The sequence below is a fragment of the Nocardia sp. NPDC056100 genome (genome assembly GCF_042266325.1).
Lineage (GTDB): Bacteria > Actinomycetota > Actinomycetes > Mycobacteriales > Mycobacteriaceae > Nocardia.
In genome coordinates, this window is record NZ_JBHJVY010000001.1 from 531,136 (window position 1) to 550,617 (window position 19,482).

At 66.8% G+C, this 19,482-nt stretch carries 19 protein-coding genes; 8 read left to right on the forward strand and 11 right to left on the reverse strand.

The features are described 5' to 3' along the window. Positions 1 to 38: 38 nt before the first annotated feature. From ACFC0O_RS02430 to uraD, 7 genes are read right to left on the reverse strand one after another with little or no spacing between them, the layout of a single operon-like run. Entirely contained in the window at positions 39 to 2,372 is a 2,334-nt protein-coding gene (locus tag ACFC0O_RS02430) for a xanthine dehydrogenase family protein molybdopterin-binding subunit (RefSeq protein ID WP_375953150.1), read from the reverse strand. Continuing rightward, positions 2,369 to 3,751 (reverse strand): 8-oxoguanine deaminase, encoded by a 1,383-nt coding sequence (locus tag ACFC0O_RS02435; RefSeq protein WP_375953152.1) that lies wholly within the window; start codon positions 3,749 to 3,751, stop codon positions 2,369 to 2,371. Before ACFC0O_RS02435 ends, ACFC0O_RS02430 begins: the two co-directional genes overlap by 4 nt. After that, positions 3,748 to 4,221, reverse strand: a complete 474-nt coding sequence (locus tag ACFC0O_RS02440; protein WP_364635755.1) for a (2Fe-2S)-binding protein — start codon at positions 4,219 to 4,221, stop codon at positions 3,748 to 3,750. The genes ACFC0O_RS02435 and ACFC0O_RS02440 overlap by 4 nt, the downstream gene beginning before the upstream one ends. Further along, a complete protein-coding gene (locus tag ACFC0O_RS02445) occupies positions 4,221 to 5,093 on the reverse strand; it encodes an FAD binding domain-containing protein (protein ID WP_375953155.1) in 873 nt (290 codons plus the stop codon). Before ACFC0O_RS02445 ends, ACFC0O_RS02440 begins: the two co-directional genes overlap by 1 nt. 16 nt (positions 5,094 to 5,109) lie before the next feature. Further along, entirely contained in the window at positions 5,110 to 5,982 is an 873-nt protein-coding gene (pucL, locus tag ACFC0O_RS02450; RefSeq protein WP_364635760.1) for a factor-independent urate hydroxylase, read from the reverse strand. A 2-nt stretch (positions 5,983 to 5,984) separates the two neighbouring features. Further along, positions 5,985 to 6,284 carry a hydroxyisourate hydrolase gene (gene uraH / locus ACFC0O_RS02455; protein WP_364635764.1) on the reverse strand — a complete coding sequence of 100 codons (300 nt, stop codon included), beginning with the start codon at positions 6,282 to 6,284 and terminating at the stop codon, positions 5,985 to 5,987. Next, entirely contained in the window at positions 6,281 to 6,817 is a 537-nt protein-coding gene (gene uraD, locus ACFC0O_RS02460) for a 2-oxo-4-hydroxy-4-carboxy-5-ureidoimidazoline decarboxylase (protein ID WP_375953158.1), read from the reverse strand. Before uraD ends, uraH begins: the two co-directional genes overlap by 4 nt. 162 nt (positions 6,818 to 6,979) lie before the next feature. On the opposite strand from uraD, the gene ACFC0O_RS02465 reads away from it, so the two are divergent. Both ACFC0O_RS02465 and ACFC0O_RS02470 read left to right on the forward strand, forming a co-directional pair. Then, a complete protein-coding gene (locus ACFC0O_RS02465) occupies positions 6,980 to 8,488 on the forward strand; it encodes a PucR family transcriptional regulator ligand-binding domain-containing protein (RefSeq protein ID WP_364635770.1) in 1,509 nt (502 codons plus the stop codon). 78 nt (positions 8,489 to 8,566) lie between these two features. Further along, positions 8,567 to 10,246: a bifunctional metallophosphatase/5'-nucleotidase gene (locus ACFC0O_RS02470; protein WP_375953160.1), complete on the forward strand. Its 1,680-nt coding sequence runs from the start codon at positions 8,567 to 8,569 to the stop codon at positions 10,244 to 10,246. A gap of 3 nt (positions 10,247 to 10,249) precedes the next feature. Here ACFC0O_RS02470 and ACFC0O_RS02475 read toward each other — a convergent pair whose 3' ends face one another. Next, complete coding sequence (locus ACFC0O_RS02475; RefSeq protein ID WP_364635776.1) at positions 10,250 to 10,792, reverse strand: helix-turn-helix domain-containing protein; 543 nt, start codon at positions 10,790 to 10,792, stop codon at positions 10,250 to 10,252. Positions 10,793 to 10,857: 65 nt separating this feature from the next. Here ACFC0O_RS02475 and ACFC0O_RS02480 point away from each other — a divergent pair, with 65 nt between their 5' ends. From ACFC0O_RS02480 to ACFC0O_RS02495, 4 genes are all read left to right on the forward strand, one after another. After that, positions 10,858 to 12,156 carry an alpha/beta fold hydrolase gene (locus ACFC0O_RS02480; protein ID WP_375953163.1) on the forward strand — a complete coding sequence of 433 codons (1,299 nt, stop codon included), beginning with the start codon at positions 10,858 to 10,860 and terminating at the stop codon, positions 12,154 to 12,156. 60 nt (positions 12,157 to 12,216) lie between these two features. Continuing rightward, positions 12,217 to 13,254, forward strand: a complete 1,038-nt coding sequence (locus ACFC0O_RS02485; protein WP_375953165.1) for a cupin domain-containing protein — start codon at positions 12,217 to 12,219, stop codon at positions 13,252 to 13,254. A gap of 56 nt (positions 13,255 to 13,310) precedes the next feature. Then, positions 13,311 to 13,979, forward strand: a complete 669-nt coding sequence (locus ACFC0O_RS02490) for a hypothetical protein (protein WP_375953167.1) — start codon at positions 13,311 to 13,313, stop codon at positions 13,977 to 13,979. A 159-nt stretch (positions 13,980 to 14,138) separates the two neighbouring features. Then, positions 14,139 to 15,128, forward strand: coding sequence for a DMT family transporter (locus ACFC0O_RS02495; protein ID WP_375953169.1), 990 nt, complete (start codon positions 14,139 to 14,141; stop codon positions 15,126 to 15,128). On the opposite strand, the gene ACFC0O_RS02500 is transcribed toward ACFC0O_RS02495, so the two are convergent. Next, positions 15,037 to 16,464, reverse strand: a complete 1,428-nt coding sequence (locus tag ACFC0O_RS02500; RefSeq protein WP_375953171.1) for an amino acid permease — start codon at positions 16,462 to 16,464, stop codon at positions 15,037 to 15,039. The genes ACFC0O_RS02495 and ACFC0O_RS02500 overlap by 92 nt on opposite strands. A 273-nt stretch (positions 16,465 to 16,737) precedes the next feature. Between ACFC0O_RS02500 and ACFC0O_RS02505 the strand changes: the two genes are divergently transcribed. Further along, positions 16,738 to 17,145: a nitroreductase family deazaflavin-dependent oxidoreductase gene (locus ACFC0O_RS02505; RefSeq protein WP_375953173.1), complete on the forward strand. Its 408-nt coding sequence runs from the start codon at positions 16,738 to 16,740 to the stop codon at positions 17,143 to 17,145. A gap of 6 nt (positions 17,146 to 17,151) precedes the next feature. Here ACFC0O_RS02505 and ACFC0O_RS02510 read toward each other — a convergent pair whose 3' ends face one another. After that, positions 17,152 to 17,958, reverse strand: coding sequence for a maleylpyruvate isomerase N-terminal domain-containing protein (locus tag ACFC0O_RS02510; RefSeq protein ID WP_375953175.1), 807 nt, complete (start codon positions 17,956 to 17,958; stop codon positions 17,152 to 17,154). Positions 17,959 to 17,984: 26 nt separating this feature from the next. Next, complete coding sequence (locus tag ACFC0O_RS02515; protein ID WP_375953177.1) at positions 17,985 to 18,659, reverse strand: TetR/AcrR family transcriptional regulator; 675 nt, start codon at positions 18,657 to 18,659, stop codon at positions 17,985 to 17,987. 127 nt (positions 18,660 to 18,786) lie between these two features. On the opposite strand from ACFC0O_RS02515, the gene ACFC0O_RS02520 reads away from it, so the two are divergent. Continuing rightward, positions 18,787 to 19,428: an SRPBCC family protein gene (locus ACFC0O_RS02520; RefSeq protein ID WP_375953179.1), complete on the forward strand. Its 642-nt coding sequence runs from the start codon at positions 18,787 to 18,789 to the stop codon at positions 19,426 to 19,428. Positions 19,429 to 19,482: the final 54 nt, after the last annotated feature.

Below are 19,482 nucleotides of genomic sequence, written 5' to 3' on the forward strand. Positions count from 1 at the left end.
GAGTCCCTACCGGGTGAGATCCGGTCTGCCCCTGTTGATCAACTGCCCCGGATGATGTCTTCCGGTCGTACCGGTACGCGGGTGATGTGCCCGGTACCGCCCTGCTTGCGGCAGGCGTCGCGAATGGCTGCGGCGATCGCGGGTGTCGAGGAGAGGGTGGGCGGTTCGCCCGCACCGCGTAACCCGTAGGGGGCGTGCGGATCCGGATTCTCCAGAATTTCCAGCCGCTGCGGGGGTGTGTCGAGAATGGTGGGGATCAGATAGTCCGTGAAGGACGGGTTCCGCACCTTGCCATTGCTTACCTGGATTTCCTCCATCACTGCCAGACCCAGTCCTTGAATCGATCCGCCGTGGATCTGGCCCTCGAGGGACAGGCGGTTCATGATCTTGCCAACGTCCTGGACCGCGTCCAGGGCAACGACTTTCACCAATCCGAGTTCGACATCGACATCGACCACGGCCCGGTGCACGCAGACCGCGAGCTGGGTGTGGCTATTGCCCTGTCCGGTCACCGGATCCATGCCCGTGGTGGGCTTGTGGTGGTATTCCCTTGTCTCCTCGATGATTTCGTCGCCGAGCACATCGGCGATGGCCGAGAGCACCTCACCGGTGCCCGCCACCACCTTGCCGCCGATGAGTTGCAGACCGCGATGCGCACCGTGCTTGCCTTGCGCGAGAGCGAGTACGCGCTGGCGCACCGCTTCGCACGCGGCCTTCACCGCGCCGCCGGTCATATAGGTCTGCCGCGACGCCGAGGAGGAGCCCGAATCGCCGACTCCGTTATCGGCCGGGTGGATGACCACCCGTTCGATGCCGAGTTCGGTGCGGGCGATCTGCGCTTCGACGGTGACCAGACCCTGACCGACCTCGGCCGCGGCGGTATGCACCATGGCGACCGGTTCGCCGCCGATGACCTCCAGGCGGACCCGGGCGGTGGACAGATCGTCGAAACCCTCGGAGAAGCAGATGTTCTTGATGCCGACGCCGTAACCGACCCCGCGCATCACGCCCTCACCGTGGGTGGTCTGCGACGCACCGCCCGGGAGATTGCGAATATCGCTGGCGTCCATGGCATCCGGGAGCGGCATCTCACTCAGGGTGGTGAGCATTTCCTTCAGCGGCGTGGGCGCGTGCACGATCTGACCGGTGGCCAGCTTCGACCCCTGCGAGACCACATTGAGCTGGCGCACCCGCACCGGATCCATATCCAGGGCCTCGGCGAGCTTGTCCATCATCGACTCGTGCGCGAAGCACGCCTGCACCGCGCCGAAACCGCGCATGGCGCCGCAGGGCGGGTTGTTGGTGTACACCCCGTAGGCGTCGATCTCGATGTGCGGGATTTCGTATGGTCCTACAGCCAGCGATGAGGCATTGCCGGTCACGTTCAGCGTCGCGGAGGTGTACGCGCCACCGTCCAGGACGATGAGAACCTTGGCGTAGGTGAGCTTTCCGGCGGCGGTGGCCCCGAATTCGTAGAGCATTTTCGCCGGATGGCGATGCACATGACCGAAGAAGGATTCCTCGCGGTTGTACATCATCTTGATCGGCTTACCGGTGTGCATGGCCAGCATGCCCGCGTGGATCTGCATGGACAGGTCCTCGCGGCCGCCGAACGCACCGCCGATACCGGCCATGGTCATGCGGATCTGATCGTCGGCCAGGCCCAGGCACGGCCCGATCTGCGAGAGATCGTTATGCATCCACTGGGTGGCGACGTAGAAGTCGAGTCCGCCGTCCTCGGCCGGAATCACCATGCCGGATTCGGGTCCCAGGAACGCCTGGTCCTGAATGCCGACCTCGAATTCCTCCTCGACCACCACCGCGGCCAGCGCCCGGCCGACGGTGATATCGCCGACCCGCACCGGCTGATGCCGGGCGATACCGCCGCGCTCCTGCACCTTGAGCTTGGTCGGGGCCGAGAGCACCGCCATCGGATCGGTGATGGGCTCGAGCACCTCCCAGTCGATATCGATGAGAGCCAGTGCGCGCCGGGCGATCTCGGGATGATCGGCCGCGACCAGGGCGATGGGCTCACCGTGATGGCGCACCTCGCCGATCGCGAGGACCGGCTGATCCCAGGTGTGGTCCAGGCCGTACACCTTGCGGCCGGGCACATCCTCATGGGTGAGCACGGCGTGCACACCGGTCAGAGCCAGCGCCGGGGCGATATTGATGCTCTTGATGATGGCCCGGGGATGCGGGCTGCGCAGGGTCGCGCCCCACAGCATGCCGTCGATCCACAGATCCGAGGCATAGGCGAACTCGCCCTTGACCTTCAGCGTGCCGTCCGGTCGCAGCGGGCTGTCGCCGACGCCGCCGCGACCGGGGGCCGCCACCTCGCCCGGGAACCGAGTGGTGCGTGCGGTGGTCATCGGCCACCCTCCTGACGCAGCAGGCGCTTACGGGCGAGCACGCCCGCGCGGCCGACCTGATCGTGCGGCAGCGTGCGCAGTTCGTCGTTCTGCACGACGGTGCGGCCGCCGACGAGCAGCCGGGCCAGCGGCGGGGTGGGGCCGAAGACCAAGGCGCACACCGGATCCGCCACCGCGGCACGGAAACCGTCGACTCGCCACATGGCGATATCGGCGAGCTTGCCGGGTTCGAGGCTGCCGATCTCGTTCTGGCGACCCAGGTTCCGGGCACCGCCGAGGGTGCCCATTTCCAGGGCCTGGCGGGCGGTGAGGGCCTTGGGGCCGTGCACGGCGCGCTGGAACAGCATGGCCTGGCGCATTTCGCCCGCCATCGAGGTCAATTCGCTCGAGGCCGCGCCGTCCACGCCCAGGCCGACCGGAGCGCCGGCGGCGAGCAGATCCGAGACGCGGGCGATACCCGCGCCGAGCCGGGCATTGGAGCTCGGGCAGTGCGCCGAGCCGGTACCGGTTTCGGCGAAGCGGCGGATATCGGAATCGTGCAGATGCACGGCGTGCGCGAACCACACGTCATCACCGAGCCAGCCCAGCTTCTCCATGTATTCGACCGGGGTGCACCCCATCTGCTCGACGCAGTGCTCTTCCTCGTCGAGGGTTTCGGCCAGATGGGTGTGCAGGCGTACGCCCTTGGCCCGGGCCAGCTCGGCCGCGTCGATCATCAGGCCCTCGCTCACCGAGAACGGCGAGCAGGGCGCGACGGCCACGCGCAGCATGGAATCGAAGGAGGCGTCGTGATAGCGATCGATGATCTCCGCGGTGTTCAGCAGGATCTCTTCGCGGTTCTCGACCACCTCGTCCGGCGGCAGTCCGCCCTGGGACTGCCCGCGATCCATGGAACCGCGGCACGGGTGAAAGCGCAGGCCGATCTCGCGGGCCGCCATCACCTCGGCTTCGAACAGATCACCGCGGCCCTTGGGAAATACGTAGTGGTGATCGCTCGAGGTGGTGCAGCCGGTCAGCGCCAGCCAGCCCAAACCGGCTGTGGCGGCGCCGTATACGACATCGGCGTCCATACCCGCCCAGGTGCGGTACAGCCCGGTGAGCCATTCGAACAGCGTCGAATCCTGGAACAGGCCCTGGGTGGCCCACTGGTAGAGGTGGTGGTGGGTGTTCACCAGGCCCGGGGTTACCAGGCAACCGGTGCCGGAGACGCGTTCGGCGCCCACCACCGTCGGCGCCGGTCCGGCGCCGAGGGCTTCGATGCGGCCATTGTCGATGACGAGGTATCCGGATTCGATCTCATCACCGACGACCGGTGCGATGTAGGCATTCTCGATGACGATCTTGCCCGCATTGGGTAGGGAAAAGTTCGTAGTGGTCACTGGGCGACCGCCTTTCGCTGTGCCGCCAGGCGCACGGCGTCCAGGATCTTCTCGTATCCGGTGCAGCGGCACAGGTTTCCGGCCAGCGCCTCACGGATCTCCACATCGGAGGGATCCGGATTGCGCTCGATCAGATCGTGCGCCTGCACGATGAGACCCGGTGTGCAGAAACCGCATTGCACCGCGCCCGCCTCGACGAACGCCTGCTGCATGGGATCGAGGCGATCGCCCTCGGCCAGACCTTCCACGGTGCGCACCGAGCGCCCGTGCACCTGACCGGCGGCCACCAGACACGAACAGACCGGCGTGCCATCCAAATAGACCGTGCAGGAACCACATTCGCCCTGCTCGCAGGCGTTCTTGGAACCGGGGAGCCCGGCCCGCTCACGCAGCAGGTACAGCAGGCTCTCCCCCTCCCAGACGTCGTCGACGTTCTCCGGGGTGCCATTGACGGTGAAACTCACGCGCATCAGGCGGCCCTCCTCTCCGCTGTGTAGTCGTTCCAGGCCCAGCCGAGGCTGCGGCGGGCCATGACAGAAAGCGCGTGCTTGCGGTAGTCCGCGGTGCCGCGCACATCGTCGATGGGTTTGGCGGCGGCGGCCACCAGGGTGCCGAACTCGCGCAGCAGGCTGTCGCTCAGCGGGCGCGGGTTCTCCCAAGGCAGTTGTGCCGCAAGGAAATCCTGGGCGTCATGCGCCCGCAGCGGGGTCGGCCCGGCCGAGCCGATACCGGTGCCGACGGTCCGGGTGTCCGGGTGCAGGGCGATACCGAAGGAGCAGACCGCGATGACCATGGCATTGCGGGTGCCGACCTTGGTGAAGTACTGCGGGCCGGTGGCGGGCCGCAGCCAGACGGCGCGAATCAGCTCATCGGGCTCGAGCGCGTTCTTCTTGACCCAGACGTAGAAATCGTCGATCGGGATCATCCGGGTGCCGCGCGCGGCGGACTCCACCTCGACGGTCGCGTTCGCGGCCAGCAGGGCCGGATGCGCGTCACCGGCGGGTGAGGCGCCGCCGAGATTGCCGCCCACGGTGCCGCGATTGCGAATCTGCGGGGAGCCGACGGTGCGCGAGGCCTGTGCCAAACCGGGCAGGCGATCGCCGAGACGGCGGATGATGCGCTCGTACGGCACACCGGAACCGATGCGCAGCCGGGCGTCGCCGGTCTCCTCGTAGTCGAAGAGTTCGCGACACGGGTTCAGATCGAGCAGTGCGCCCGGGCGATGACGGTCGAAGTTCAGCTCGACCATCACATCGGTGCCGCCCTGAATCGGCACGGCGTCGGGGCGCTCGGCGCGGAGCGCGAGTGCGTCCGCCCAGCTCTCGGGTCGTAGGAAATCCATTGCGTTACTCCGGGATTCAGGACCAGGCCGGTCCGGCGGGAGGCACTTCGCGCACCACGGTGCCCTCGATGAGCCCGTACGGGCGATCGGCGGCCCAGTACACCTCGTTGTCATTGACCAGGCCGAACGGCGACAGGTCGACCTCGAAGTGATGCTTGTTGGGCAGCACCAGCTTGACCTCGGCGATATCGGGGCAGGTCTCGAGCACCCGCTCCCCCATCTCGAACAGGGTCTGCTGCAGCGACAGGCTGTGGGTGTCCGCGAAAGCCTGGAGCAGACAACGCTTCACGACCTCGTAGGACTTATCCCATTCGACGTTCTCACCGCTGTGCCGCCACTGCGCGTTCACCTCGGTGGCCAGCACGCGCTCGCGGGTCTCGCGCAGCGTGGTGTAGCGATCCTTGATGAAGCCGTGGAATTCGGATTTGGTGGTGTTCAGGACGGTCAGATCCTTCAGACCGCTCACCACCCAGGCCCGGCGGCCGTCGTAATGCACCAGCGCGGTGCGGGTTTCGCGGCCCGAGCGCACGAACGAGTGCGGATGGCTGTTGAGCCCCACCACATTTCGCTCCCACTCGTACTCCTCGAGCTCCACCCGGGAGTGCTCGATGGAGGGCTGCGAATCGACGAAGTGCCGGGCCAGTTTCAGGCCGAAATCCTCCGGGGAGGCGATGCCGTGCTGTTTGGCGAAGGCGAACACCGTGTTCTTCTGCGTATCGGTGGGCAGCACGGTGGCGTTGTCGCCGGTCAGGTGCACCTGCTCCATATCGCCCGACAGCGCGACGCTGACATTGAGATCGCGGATCTGGTGTTTGGTCCCGTTCTTTTCGACCCGGACGACGCGGGTCTCCGCCTTGCCATAGCGGTTGGGACCGAGCTTGATCGACATTGTCAGCTACCTCGATACGTGGAGAAGGAATAGGGGCTCAGCAGCAGCGGCACGTGATAGTGCTGCGCCGGATCGGTGACGGTGAACGCGATGGTCACCTCGGGATAGAACGGACTCAGGTCGCCGGTGTCGAAGATGAGCCGGTGCACCCCGGGTTCCGGGGCGGGCAGATCCTTGATGCGGCCGTCGGCGTCGGTTTTCCCCTGCGCGAGCAGAGTGCCGTCGGCGGCTTCCAGCCGAACCGACACGCCGTCCGCGGGGCGACCGGTGGCCGCATTCAGCACATGAGTGGAGAGACTCATATCAACCCCAGCAGCTTGCGCAACCGCAACCGGGTGATGGCGGCCAATTCCGCTCGCACCACCGCGCGTTCGGCCTCGACCGAATTGCCCAGCCGGCGCTCCAGCTCCGCGAGCATCTCCTCGGCGGTGCGGCCGGTGGCGCGAATCAGGAAGACATGACCGAAGTGGTTCTCGTAGGCCACATTCCGATCCGCGAGCAGAGCGCGCACCTTATCGGAGGCGACGGCCGCACCGGACTGTTCATCCTGCGACCACCGCGCCTCACGCTGTGCGACCTCCCCTGAAACACCTTCGGCGCGTGGGGTTTCCGCGCGCTCGCCGATGCGGGGGTGCGCCCCGAGGGCTTCCTCGATATCCGTCCAGTCGAGGGCGTCCAGGCCCCAGAGCGCGGCCTGCATGAGGCTGGACTCATCGATGTACGGCCGTCCGACCACCATCTTCCGAGCCCATTCCCGCGAGGCGCAGCAGCTGAGCAGCTGGGCCTCGGCCTCTTCCAGGGGCAGCGACCCGAGCCATTCCAGGCGACCCGACATCCGACCTCCATCCATTGGCGACTTGCCCGGTAAGTACAACCCTCGGGCGGCGCCGGCGGCAGGGACGAGACCTCCGAATCTGTGGTCCAGTTCACAACACGGGTTTTGTAGATACATCCAAGCCGGTAACCCGGAGGTCATTGGCTGTTAGCGTGGGCAATCATGCGGTTGCGTTCTCTGCTCGCCCTCACCGAAGCCGGTCTGGAACTCGTCACCGGGGAAGACGAACTCGAAAGGTTCGTTCGCTGGGTGGTTACTACAGACATGCTCGACCCTAGCCGGTACCTCTCCGGCGGGGAACTGGTCCTCACCGGACTGCAATTCCGGCGCGATCCCGCCGATACCGAGGCGTTCATCGCCGCACTGGCCCGGGCCAAGGTCGCGGCGGTGGCGGCGGGCGACGCCAAATACGGCGAACCACCTGCGGATCTGGTGGAAGCGTGCCGCCGCCATCGGGTTCCGCTGTTCCGGGTGCCCGAGCACATTGCCTTCGCGACCGTCACCGAACAGGTCAATCGCAATCTGTCGACCGGGCGCGCGGCCGATCTCGCCGCGATTCTGGACCGGCATCGCCAGCTCGTCTCCGGCGGCGGGCTCGATTCGGTGCTCGAACTCATCCATCGCAATCTGGGCACGCCGTGCTGGGTGGTGTCCTCCACCGGGCGGGTGGTGGCCGGACCGCAGCAGCCGCTGTCGGCGCAGGTCCAGGCCGCGTGCCTCTCGGCTCAGCGACTACCGGCGACTAGTTCGCTGGACGGTAGCCTGTTCTCGCTTTTCGCGGTGGACGCGGACGGCACCTCGCGGGTCGCGGACTGGTTCATGGTGTTCGAGAGCGACTACAAGGACTGGCCGGAAGAGCACCGCGCCATCATCGGCGAACTCGCCGCAGTCGTCGCGCTCGAGCGTGTCCGACAAGACGACCGGCAGAACGCGGAGGGGCGGCTGGCCCAGGAGCTCATCGAACTGGTGGTCTCGGACGCGAAACCGGCCGAGATCGTGTCCCGGCTCGAACTCACCGGACTGGCGCTGTCCGAGCGCTATCTCGCGGTGGCCGCCACCGCGGACTCGGGTGCGGTGCGGCCCAGGGAATTACGGTCGCTGTTGCGCGAAATCCTTTACGGCAGAAGCCCGGCCGCGGGTGTGATCGACGGTGAGGCCATCGCGCTGGTGCCGATCGGCGATGACGACAATCTCGACGATCGCATTCAGCGGGCCGTGGAGGCGCTCGAACCCGGCTTGCAGGGCAGCCGCCTGGCCGTCGGCATCAGCGGCGGCGTGGACGGTGAAAGTCTGCGCGGCGCAGTCGAAGAGGCCCGCTACGCCCGGCGCATGGCCGCCGAGCGCAATCAGCCCACCAGCGTGGTGCGCCATGACGAACTCGCCACCCATATGCTGCTGCTGGCCAGCGTGCCCGATGAGGTGCGGCGCATGTTCCGGGTGCGACTGCTGGATCCGCTCGCGGTCTACGACCGGGACAATCGCGCCGATCTGGTGCACACCCTGGAGACCTTCCTCCAGGTCTCGGGCTCCTGGTCCAAATGCGCCGAACTGCTGCACGTGCACGTGAATACGCTGCGCTATCGCGTCCAGCGGATCGAAGAGCTCACCGATCGCGATCTGTCCCGGCTCGAGGACCGGGTCGACTTCTTCCTGGCGCTGGCGCTGCGCTGACCGGCCCCGCGCCGGGTGCACCGGCGAATTCACCCGGCCGTAGTGCGGGTGCCAACCGCGTCTGACACAGTCGGGTTCATGACTCGACGCACCCGTGGACTCTGCGCGGTCCTGTTCAGCGTGCTGCTGGTGGCCGGATGCGGCAGCGGCGGCGATACCCCCGCGCCCACCGGCTCCGGTGTGGCGCAGGTGGTTTCGACCGCGGATCTGCCCGCCGCACAGCCCGGTGAGGTGCACCTGTTCGGGTTCAACGACCTGCACGGCAATCTGCAACCGCCGACGGGCAGCAACGGTCAGGTCGGCAGCGTGCAGGCGGGTGGCGCGGCCTATCTGGCGGCGCATCTGGCGAAATTGAAAGCGGCATATCCGGCCAGTGCCATCCTCGCCGCCGGTGACAATGTCGGGGCCAGTCCGCTCATCTCCGCGCTCTTCCACGATGAGCCGACCATCGACTTCATGAATGCGATCGGGGTGTCCGCGTCCTCGGTCGGCAATCACGAATTCGACCACGGCGTGGTCGAATTGGCGCGGTTGCAACAGGGCGGTTGTGCCTTGGACGGCTGCGTGCCCGGCGATGCGTTCACCGGGGCGAAGTTCGCCTATCTGGCCGCCAATGTCACCGATGCGAATGGCAAGCTGCCGAACGGATTGCGGCCCTGGACCATGCTGGAGTTGGGCGGGCACAAGATCGGCGTGGTCGGCACCGTCACCGCCGATACCGCGAATATCGTTCTGCCCGAAGGTATTCGCGGCTACACCTTCGGCAATGAGGCCGATGCCATCAACAAATACGTGCCGGAGATGAAGGCCGCGGGTGCGGAGACCGTCGTGGCGCTGCTGCATGACGGCGGCGCGCAGCGCACCAAGGGCGCGCCCCTGGACTACAACGGGTGCGCCGATATCACCCCGGCGGTCACCGATCTGGCCACGCGCACCGATGCCGCGGTCAAGGTCATGCTCACCGCGCACACGCATCAGCCGTACAACTGCACCATCAATGGCAAGGTCGTCACCCAGGCGTACTCCTACGGCCGCCTGATCACCGATATCACGCTGCGCTTCCACGACGGCACGGTCGACGCCAAGGCCGTCAATCGTGTTGTCACCCGCGACATCACACCGGATCCGGCCGCGACGCGGCTGGTCGATTTCTTCGCGGCACAGGCCAAACCCCTCGCCGAACGCGTAATCGGCACCGCCACGGCCGCATTGGCCGCCGATCCGGCCCCGGCGGGCGATTCGCCCCTCGGCGATCTGCTGGCCGACACCATGCTCGAGGGCGCGGCCCCCGCCGGAGCCGTTGCCGCCGTGATGAATCCGGGCGGAGTGCGCGCGGGCCTGCCCTCCGGTCCGATCACCTACGAACACGCCTACACGGTCCAGCCCTTCGGCAACCAGGTCGTCACCGTCAGCCTGACCGGTCAGCAGATCATCGAACTGCTCGAACAGCAGTGGGATAACGTCAGCAAACCCGCCGTGCTGTCCATAGCGGGCCTGACCTACGCCTACTCCGACGCCGCGCCCAAGGGGCACCGCGTCGTCGCCGACTCCGTCCGGATCGCCGGGCAACCACTCAACCCCGTTGCCTCCTACCGCATCTCGACCAACAACTTCCTGGCCTCCGGCGGCGACGGCTTCACCACCTTCACCCGAGCCACCGGCCTCCAGGTGGGTCCCATCGATCTCGACGCCTTCGAGTCCTACCTGCGCGCACATGGTGCGGTGACCCCCGCGCCCTCTCGCATCGAACGCCGCTGACGGTCATTCCGGATCGGGCTCGGATCGTTCCTCGATCGGGAAAAGGATTGGGCTGAGCAGATATTGGCCGCGCTCGGGTGTGGGTGCATAGCCCAGCCGGGGCGCGATGACGCGCCGCAGCTCATCGATCAGCTCGAGCAGTTCGGCGGGGTCGAGCCATAGCGCGTGCTGCCGGAAACCGACGAGATCGGTTGCCGGGTCCGCGTTCTCACGATCGAGGTAGGTATTGAACTCGGCCATGAGCACCGCCATGGCGGTGGCGAAGATACCGCGCTGATCCTCGATCGTCAGCTCGGCAGTCTGGTCGATGACCGCCCGTTCCGGCCGCAGCCGATAGCGGCGTTCGACCGCGCCGCGCACCCGCCGCTCCTCGGCGACCTCCAGCACCCCCGCGTTGGCCAGCAGTTCGACATGCCGGTAGGCGGTCGCCTTCGAGACATCGGGCAGTCGGGCGCACAGTTCGGCGGTGGTCAGGACGCGGCCCCCGCGCATGGCGTGCACCATGCGCAACCGCACCGGATGGGCCAGCAGCTCGAAGGATTCCACTTCGCAACGTTCTCACATCCTGCTATTGTTCTCAAAACATGCGAATGGTCGTTAGGGCGGGAACAATGGCAGGGACAGATCCGGCGGCGATCGCCACCACGGTGGCTGAACTCGCACGGGCGGAACGCTTCAGCGCGATCGAAGAACTCTTCGCACCGCGACTACGAGCGGTCGTCTCGGGTGAAACGGTTCGGGTGGGCTGGAATACCGAGATCGCCAGGATCGGCGCGGTACGCGAGATCGGGTCACCCGGCACCGAATCCATTGACGCCGAACTGGTTCGGGTGAGCGTGCCCGTCGAGTGTGAACGGGGCGGGCTGACGCTGATCGTCTCGGTGGACGGTGCGGGGCAACTGCACGGATTTCGGCTCGCGCCACCGGCGGGCAGCTGGACACCGCCCGACTATGCGACACCCAAACGCTTTGCCGAGCAGGAGATTACGGTGGGCGACGGGGTAACGGCCGTACCGGGGACGCTGACGCTGCCGCGCGGGAAAGGGCCGTTTCCAGGGGCTGTGCTACTGGCTTCGGGGCCGACCGATCGCGATCAGACGGTCGGGCCGAATAAGCCGTTCAAGGATCTGGCCTGGGGATTGGCCAGTCGCGGGATCGCGGTGCTGCGGTTCGACAAGGTGAACTACGTGCACGGGGAGCTGGCGGGCGAACCCGAGTTCACCATGGTGTCGGAGTATCTGCCCACGACCATCGCTGCGGTGCATGCGCTGCAACAGCATTCGAGGGTGGACTCGGAGCGGGTGTTCGTGGTGGGGCACAGCGGTGGCGGGAAGGCCGCACCCCGGGTCGCGGCGGCGGAGCCGTCCATCGCCGGGGTGGTGGTCATGGCGGGAGATACGGTTCCGCTGCCGCGCGCCGCCGTCCGAGTGGCGAATTATCTTGCGGCACTGGATCCCGGGCCGCACACCACCGCCACCGTCGAGTCGATCGGCCGCCAGGCCGCGGCGGTCGAGAGTCCGCAGCTGTCCCCCGCGACGGCGACCTCGGAGCTGTTGTTCGGGTGGCCCGCCGCGTACTGGCTCGATCTGCGCGATTACGACCCCGTCGAAACCGCTGCGGCGCTGGGTAAACCGGTGCTGGTCGTACAGGGCGGGCGCGATTATCAGGTCACGGTCGAGGATGATCTGAGCGGCTGGCGGTCCGGGCTGGCCGAACGCGCCGACGTACAAATCAAGATCTATGACGCCGACGATCACATGCTCTTTCCCGGTACCGGCCCCTCCAGCCCCGCGGGCTATCAGGTTCCGAACCACCTCGACGCCGCCGCCGTCGCCGATATCGCCGACTGGCTCAACGGGGGCCGTCGCCCGGGCCCACTGGCTCGGCTGGCATGGAAATTCGGGCGCTGACGGACAGCCCGCCGAAGCCGCGGAGCATGATCGAATAGGAGCGTCGATCAAGGAGGAGCTTTGGCACATCCATCGATCCATACCGCTTCGCTGCTGCACGGCGAAGAGATCCATCGCAGTGACCTCGGGTCCATCACCAGGCTCACCGCGGACAACTTCCCCATTCTGTCCGGGCTGTCGATCAAACGGCTCACCCTCGCACCGGGCGCGATTCGCGAACCGCACTGGCATGCCAATGCCACCGAACTGACCTACTGCACCGCCGGACAGGCGCTGGTGTCCGTGCTCGATAACGGCAGTGAGTTCTCCTCGTTCCTGGTCGGGGCGGGCGAGATGTTCCATATCGAATCCGGGGCGCTGCACCATGTCGAGAACATCGGTGAGACCGAGGCGGAATTCATCGTCGCCTTCCGGCATGAACGGCCCGAGGATTTCGGCTTCAGCGCCGCCCTGGGAGCCATGACCGATTCGGTGCTGGGCAATACCTATGACCTGCCCGCTTCGGACTTCGCCCGGATTCGGCGGGACACCACGGCGAAACTGCTGGTCGCCCGCGAAGGCGATCCGGAGATTCCGGCCCGCGCGCATTTCGGGGATCCGCACCATTTCGCGGTCGAGGCCATGGCCGCGCCGGTGGATTCGCCGGTCGGATCCGCGCGCACCGCCAGGCAGCAGTTCTGGCCCGCACTGCACGACATCTCCATGTACTCGCTGCGCATTCGCGAAGACGGTATGCGCGAACCACATTGGCATCCGGTCACCGCCGAAATGGGCTATGTGCATCGGGGGTCGGCGCGCATGACCATCATGGATCCGGACGGCCACCTCGACACCTATGTGGTCGGTCCGGGCGAGGTGTACTTCGTGCCGCGCGCCTACCCGCATCACATCGAGGTCATGGAATCGCCCGATATCCAGCTGCTCATCTTCTTCGACCAGCCCACACCCGGGGATATCGGATATCGCGCCTCGATGAGCGCCTATTCGCGCAAGGTGCTGGCCGCCACCTTCGGGGTGGCACTGGCCGACCTGCCCGACTTCCCGTTCACCCCGGAAGATCCGCTCATCGTCACCAGGAACAATCCGCTCGCACCCTAGGATCGCCCGTACGACACCCGGCGCGCCGGACCGCGCACGCTGCTACCGTCTGCGGCGTGAGCACAAGCCACGGTCCGCCGGATCCGAAATATGTTCGTTCTCAGCGCCTTTGGCGACTCATGCGCCGGGCCGCGTTCGCGGGTCTGGTGCTCGCACTGCTCGCGGTGGTCGGATATTTCCTACAGGGAGCACCGCAGACCGCTTGTTCCTGCGCGATCGTCGATCCCAACGCGGCCGTCACCGCCGCGCCCGGGGTATTCATCGGCACCCCGACCAGCGTGCTGCACGGCCGCGATTCGGATCTGTACGAATTCCAGGTGACCGAGGTCTTCCACGGTGAGGTGGGTTCGACCACGACCGTGGCCACCAGTTCCGGCAATGACTGCGCCGCCGGATTCACCATCGGCCGCCCGAGCATTCTGCTCGCCGCGACACCGCACGCCATGGGCGCGGACTGGCAGGCACACGGCTGCGGCCCCGATGTCAGCACCAACGAACTGCGCGCCGTCGCCCAGGCCACCTACGGTCAGGCCCACGCCCCGAGCGCGCCGAGCAGCGAGATCACCGCCTGGACGCGCTTCAACTACAAGGTGCCGCTCACCTTGCAACTGCTGATTCTGGCCGCACTCGCCTGTGTCGGCTTGGCCGCCTACGCCACCCGCGTGCTGCATCGGCCCGAACCGCTCGACCCGGCCCCCGGGATCGGGGATACCATCGCCGGGTGAGCACCTACTGGCATCGCGTCACTCCGCCGCCGCCGCGCTGAGCGGGCGCACCGGCTGACTTTCGCCGCACGCTCCGGCTGACCCCCTCGGGCAGCCCGGATTGTCGTGCGCCCGTTTTCGAATCCTTGCTCACCGCATTCGATGACGGAGTACACGACCATGTCAGAAGATTTGTCCACCCGCCTGTCCGCCTTACGGCCGATACGGCGATCCAGCGGTTCCGGAACCGCGGCCATCCTGCTCGCGGCGGTGCTGTGGGGTAGTACCGGAACCGCCGCGTCCTTCGCGCCCGCCGGGGTGCCCGCGGGCGCGGTCGGAGCGGCGGGACTGCTGTTCGGCGGGCTGCTGCTATGGCTCAGCTCGCGAGGTAATCGGTTACCGCACAACAGGTTCGACTGGGGATTCTTCGGCGTCGGCGCTATCGCCGTCGCGGTCTATCCGGTCACCTTCTATCCCGCCGTCGCTCGCACCGGGGTGGCGGTGGCGACGGTGACCGCGCTCGGGAGCGCACCGGTATTCGCCGGACTGACGTCCTGGATCATCGGCCGGGGCAGGCCCTCGGGCCGCTGGCTCCTCGCCACCGTGCTCGCCGTAATCGGTTGTGCCGTACTGGTGCTGGGGCCGGAACTGACCGGTGCGGGTGCGCCGATCGATCCGATCGGCATCGCGCTGGCGGCCTGTGCCGGGTTCACCTACACCGTCTACTCGCTGGCGGGCGCGAAACTCATTGCGCGCGGGCATCCTTCGAACGCGGTCATGGGGACCATGTTCGGCGTGGCCGCGGTGCTGGTCGCACCTGTGGTGCTGCACGCCGGAATCGATTGGCTGGCAACACCGCGCGGTGCGCTGGTCACGCTGCACCTCGCGGTGTTCACCTGTTTCCTCGCCTATCGACTGTTCGGCTACGGCCTGCGGCACACCGGGGTCGAGACCGCGACCACGCTGACCCTGGCCGAACCGGCGGTGGCCGCGGTGCTGGGCGTCACCGTGGTCGGTGAGCGGCTGCCACTGCCGTCCTGGTGCGGAATGGCCGTGCTGGCAGTGGGTTTGGCGGTGCTCACGCTGCCGTCACCGGTCCGGGCCGCTCCAGCTTGGAATGCTTTCGCGAGTAGGCGAAATACACGATCAGGCCGACGACCAGCCAGATAGCGAAGCGCAGCCAGGTCTCCCACGGCAGCGACCAGATCAGATAGATCGAGAAGCCGATGCCGACCACCGGGACCACCGGCATGAGCGGCAACCGGAATTCGCGCGGCTCCTCGGGGCGGGTGTAGCGCAGCACGATCACCGCGACGCTCACCACGATGAAGGCCATCAGAATGCCGATATTCGTCAGTTCCGCAACGGTATTGATCGGCAGCACACCCGCCAGGATCGCCGACCCGACACCCACGATCCAGGTGACCCGGGTCGGCACCTTGCGGGTGGGATGGGTTTTGGCGAACCAGCCGGGCAGCAGGCCGTCACGGCTCATGGCGTACCAGACGCGGGTGACGGCCAGCATGAACGCGAGCACCACCGTGGCAATACCGACGATCGCGCCGACCGCGATGATATTCGCGATGCCCGGCAGCCCAACGGATTTGAAGGCGCTGGAGAAACCGCTGGTGGGGTTGATCTCGGTGTACTTCTGCATACCGGTCAGCACCAGCGTCGCCAGCACGTACAGCACCATGGCGATGGCCAAGGAATACAGAATCGCCTTGGGCAGATGCTTTTTCGCCTCGTGCGACTCCTCGGCGGCGGTGCTCATGGCGTCATAGCCGAAGACCGCGAAGAACACCGTGGCCGCGCCCGTCCACACCGCGGCATGTCCGTACGGGAAGTACGGCGTGTAATTCGAACTGTCGATATGGAATACGCCCAGGCCGATGATCAACAGCACCACCGCGACCTTGACGCCGACGAAGAAGGTCTCGAAGCGCCCGACGCTCTTGATGCCACGCGTCAGCATGTATGCCGTGCCCAGGCAGAACAGCACCGCGAACACATCGATCACATGCCCCTCACCGGTGCCCGCCGCGCCCAGCATCCAATCCGGCAGCGTTATCCCGATCTGATCGAGCAGGAAGTTGAAATATCCGGAGACGCCGATGGCGACCACCGCCGCCACGGCCGTGTACTCCAGCAGCAGATCCCAGCCGATGAACCAGCCGCCCAACTCCCCCAGCGCCACATAGCCGTAGGTGTACGCCGATCCCGCCTTGGGCACCATGCCCGCGAATTCGGCATAGCACAGTGCCGCACAGGCACTGGCCACACCGGCGATGAGGAATGAGATGAGCACCGCGGGTCCGGCCGTCTTATTCGCCACCGAGCCGGCGAGGGAGAAGATCCCGGCTCCGATGATCCCGCCCACCCCGATGGCGGTCAGCTGCCACAAACCCAAATGCCGCGCCAACTGCTGATCATCGGCCGTCTCGCCCTCGACCTCACCGATCGGTTTGCGCCGCACGATCTGACTACGCAATTCCGCAATGGACATACCGCGTCCTTCCGTCCCGCCGCACCGACTTCGCGGCGCAGGCCCGACTCGTCCGAGATCAGCCCATCCGATCACGGACCCCGGGCATTTGTCCGGATATCCGGCCGCTGTTATCGCCCGGTAACTACCCGCACCGCACCACCGGCCCATAACGGACCCGATTCAGGGCCGATGTACAGCGAGTTCGGCCGCCAACTTCGGGGTCGGCTGTTGACACCCCTGTCCCGCCCGAGCAGAGTCATTCGGGCACAAGCGCTTTGGATGGGGGAACACATGCCGAGCAAGTTCGGGAACGCGCTGGTCACGGTCGCCATGCGGATATCGGCCTTCCTGGGGCCGAACACCATGCGCAGAATCGCCCGCTTCAACAAGTACGTGACGAATCCGGTGCAGCGGCTATGGGCCCCGCACCTACCCAATTACGCGATCGTCGAGCACACCGGGCGCAGCTCCGGCAAGACCTATCGCACACCGGTCGTGGCGCTCATCGAACACGGTGCGCTCGCGATAACGCTGAACTACGGCGCGAATTCGGACTGGGTGCGCAATATTCAGGCCGCGGGCTCGGCCGATGTCATCCACCGGGGCAGGCGCTACCGGATGACCGAACCGCGCATCGCCCCCGCCGACTCCCCGCAATTGCCGCCGACCCTGCACGGGGTGCTCTCCCCTGTCGGCTGACGCCGATCACACCAGATTGATCGAATCGAGGAATCGAGCGCCCAGCGCGGCATCACCGTCGACGCTCACCTCGCATTCGGTCCAGGGGCGGCGCGTGGTGCTCCACAGCGGGAACTCCAGCACGACGGCGTGAATGCGCGCGGCGGTCCCGGTCTCGTCACCGGGGGCGACCCGCAGCCGGTTCCGGGGCGCGGGCTCGATCCGCCAGGTACCGCCGCCCGGACCCGAAAGGGTCAGCGCGACAGGCGCATCCAGCCATCGCAGCGGTGCGCGATGCGATTGTTCCAGGAGCGCGAGCAGCCAATCGAGAATGGTGGACATGCGGCGCGCGTCCGTCTCGGGCGCGGGACGGTCCAGCGCCGGTGCGATGTCATGCCGCAGATGGGTGTGCCAGTCGAAGACGTAGAGCGCCGGGAACAGCCGTAGCGGAAACCAGCCGAGTTCACCGACGCGCAGCGGGAGTCCGGCCACACCCGGTGCGGTCGCCGCCGTCAGGCCGGTGATGCCGCGCGCGCTCCAGATCTCGAAGTCCGCGAGCGCCTGTTCCGGTGTGCCGGAGGCGTTTTCGGCGACCACCCGATCGTTGACGCGCTCGATCTGCCCCGTGGTCATGGCACGCAGCGCCGCCGGGGTGATCGCCGCGCGCACCGCACCCGTCATGTGCACCAGCACATCTCGCACATTCCACCCGGCGGCCGCGCTGGGCGCGGCCCACTCCCCGGCGTCGAGCGCACGATAGAACTCGAGCACCGCGGACCGCTCGGCGCGCAGCGCAGCCAGCGCATCGGCCCGGCTCGATCGCGAAGTAACCACGCCGCCAACACTGCCACGCCCAACTGTCAGTGAGCCAGCAGGGTGTTCAGTTCCGCTTCGAAGAGCAGGGCCGGATCGAAGCCCATCCCGGCGAAATGACCGGCCAATTCCAGGGACAGCACCCCGTGCATGCGCGTCCAGAACGACACCGCGCGATGCAGGGTCGCGACCGGAACCTCATGTCCGGCCGCCCACTCGCGATGGTTCTCGAGGTGGGCGTCGAACGGGGTGGCCGCGGCATCGGGCGGCTGCGCGGCGAATGCATCGATCAGCACCGCCATGATCTCCGAGGAGATGGCGGTGGTGTCATCGGGCGCGTGATAGCCGGGCACCGGCGTCCCGTAGATCAGGAAGTAGCGCTGCGGATCCGCGAGCGCCCAGGCCCGGGTCGCGTGCGCGATCGCGGAAATGTCCGCGCCGGAATCGAATTCGGCGCGCAGGGTGTCGGCGAGACTGCGGTACGCGTCGCGGATGAGTTCGGTGATGAGGTCGTCGCGGCTGGCGAAATACCAGTACAGCGCCGGTCCGCTCATACCCACACGCTTGGCGATCGCGTTCAGCGATAGCGCCGAGACGCCCGCGGTCGCGATCTGCTCGCGGGCGTGCTCCTTGATCTCCTCGCGCACCTGCGCCCGATAGCGCTCGCGGGAACCCGTCCGGTTCGGTGCCACGATCAGCCCTTTCGTCGCGGATCCCGCCATGCCGGGATCCGATTAGAGCCTATCAGCATATTTACCCGCGCTCAGATTCCCGATTGACACTCGATGTGTTCACTTATAGCCTCTAAATAAATCAAGTAGCAGTAGACAACCACGAGGGAGCAAGACCATGTCTCACCGGAACCTGACCCTGATCCCCCTGGCGGCCGCCGTCGTCCTGGCGACCGTCACCGCATGCGGCACCGATGACACGGCCGCGAGCAGCAGCACCTCGAGCCCTGCCACCTCCGCCGCGGCCCCGGCCGGATTGAGCTGCGGCGGTGCGGGAATCGATGAGAAGGCCCAGATCAAGTACCGCACCGAAGCCCTGATCAAGGCGCCCCTGAGCACCATCTGGAAGCTGCAGACCGATGTCGAGAACTGGCCGGCATGGCAGCAGCCGGTCGAGAGCAATAAGCGCCTCGATCAGGGGCAGCTTCGGGACGGCTCGCAATTCCAGTGGCGCACACCGGTTCCCGCCTCCGCCACCACACCGGCCACCACCCTGGTCATCACCTCGACCGTGCATCAGATCCAGCCTGAGAGCTGCATTCGCTGGAGCGGTCCGGCGGTCGGCGACGGCCTGCGCATCGACAATGGCGTGCACGTCTGGAATTTCACCCAGCAGGGCGACAGCGTCCTGGTCCGCACCGAGGAGAATTGGAGCGGTTCCCAGGTCGAGGCCGACGTCGCCACCTCCACCGCCTTCCTCGGCGCGGGGCTGGAAGCCTGGCTGAAGGACCTCAAAGCAGCCGCCGAGGCGCACTCCTGAAACCCGCCCGGGCGCAGTTCGGCAGCTTCGGCGTGTCGATGCGGAGCGAATCTG

Excerpts from the sequence above, each read along its gene's own strand:
- ACFC0O_RS02470 (WP_375953160.1), top strand. The coding sequence starts at position 8,567 with ATGACTCGACGCACCCGTGGACTCTGCGCGGTCCTGTTCAGCGTGCTG.
- ACFC0O_RS02495 (WP_375953169.1), top strand. The coding sequence starts at position 14,139 with ATGTCAGAAGATTTGTCCACCCGCCTGTCCGCCTTACGGCCGATACGG.
- ACFC0O_RS02500 (WP_375953171.1), bottom strand. The coding sequence starts at position 16,464 with ATGTCCATTGCGGAATTGCGTAGTCAGATCGTGCGGCGCAAACCGATC.
- uraD (WP_375953158.1), bottom strand. The coding sequence starts at position 6,817 with ATGTCGGGTCGCCTGGAATGGCTCGGGTCGCTGCCCCTGGAAGAGGCC.
- pucL (WP_364635760.1), bottom strand. The coding sequence starts at position 5,982 with ATGTCGATCAAGCTCGGTCCCAACCGCTATGGCAAGGCGGAGACCCGC.
- uraH (WP_364635764.1), bottom strand. The coding sequence starts at position 6,284 with ATGAGTCTCTCCACTCATGTGCTGAATGCGGCCACCGGTCGCCCCGCG.
- ACFC0O_RS02515 (WP_375953177.1), bottom strand. The coding sequence starts at position 18,659 with ATGGCGGGATCCGCGACGAAAGGGCTGATCGTGGCACCGAACCGGACG.
- ACFC0O_RS02520 (WP_375953179.1), top strand. The coding sequence starts at position 18,787 with ATGTCTCACCGGAACCTGACCCTGATCCCCCTGGCGGCCGCCGTCGTC.
- ACFC0O_RS02430 (WP_375953150.1), bottom strand. The coding sequence starts at position 2,372 with ATGACCACCGCACGCACCACTCGGTTCCCGGGCGAGGTGGCGGCCCCC.
- ACFC0O_RS02440 (WP_364635755.1), bottom strand. The coding sequence starts at position 4,221 with ATGCGCGTGAGTTTCACCGTCAATGGCACCCCGGAGAACGTCGACGAC.
- ACFC0O_RS02445 (WP_375953155.1), bottom strand. The coding sequence starts at position 5,093 with ATGGATTTCCTACGACCCGAGAGCTGGGCGGACGCACTCGCGCTCCGC.
- ACFC0O_RS02480 (WP_375953163.1), top strand. The coding sequence starts at position 10,858 with ATGGCAGGGACAGATCCGGCGGCGATCGCCACCACGGTGGCTGAACTC.
- ACFC0O_RS02465 (WP_364635770.1), top strand. The coding sequence starts at position 6,980 with ATGCGGTTGCGTTCTCTGCTCGCCCTCACCGAAGCCGGTCTGGAACTC.
- ACFC0O_RS02505 (WP_375953173.1), top strand. The coding sequence starts at position 16,738 with ATGCCGAGCAAGTTCGGGAACGCGCTGGTCACGGTCGCCATGCGGATA.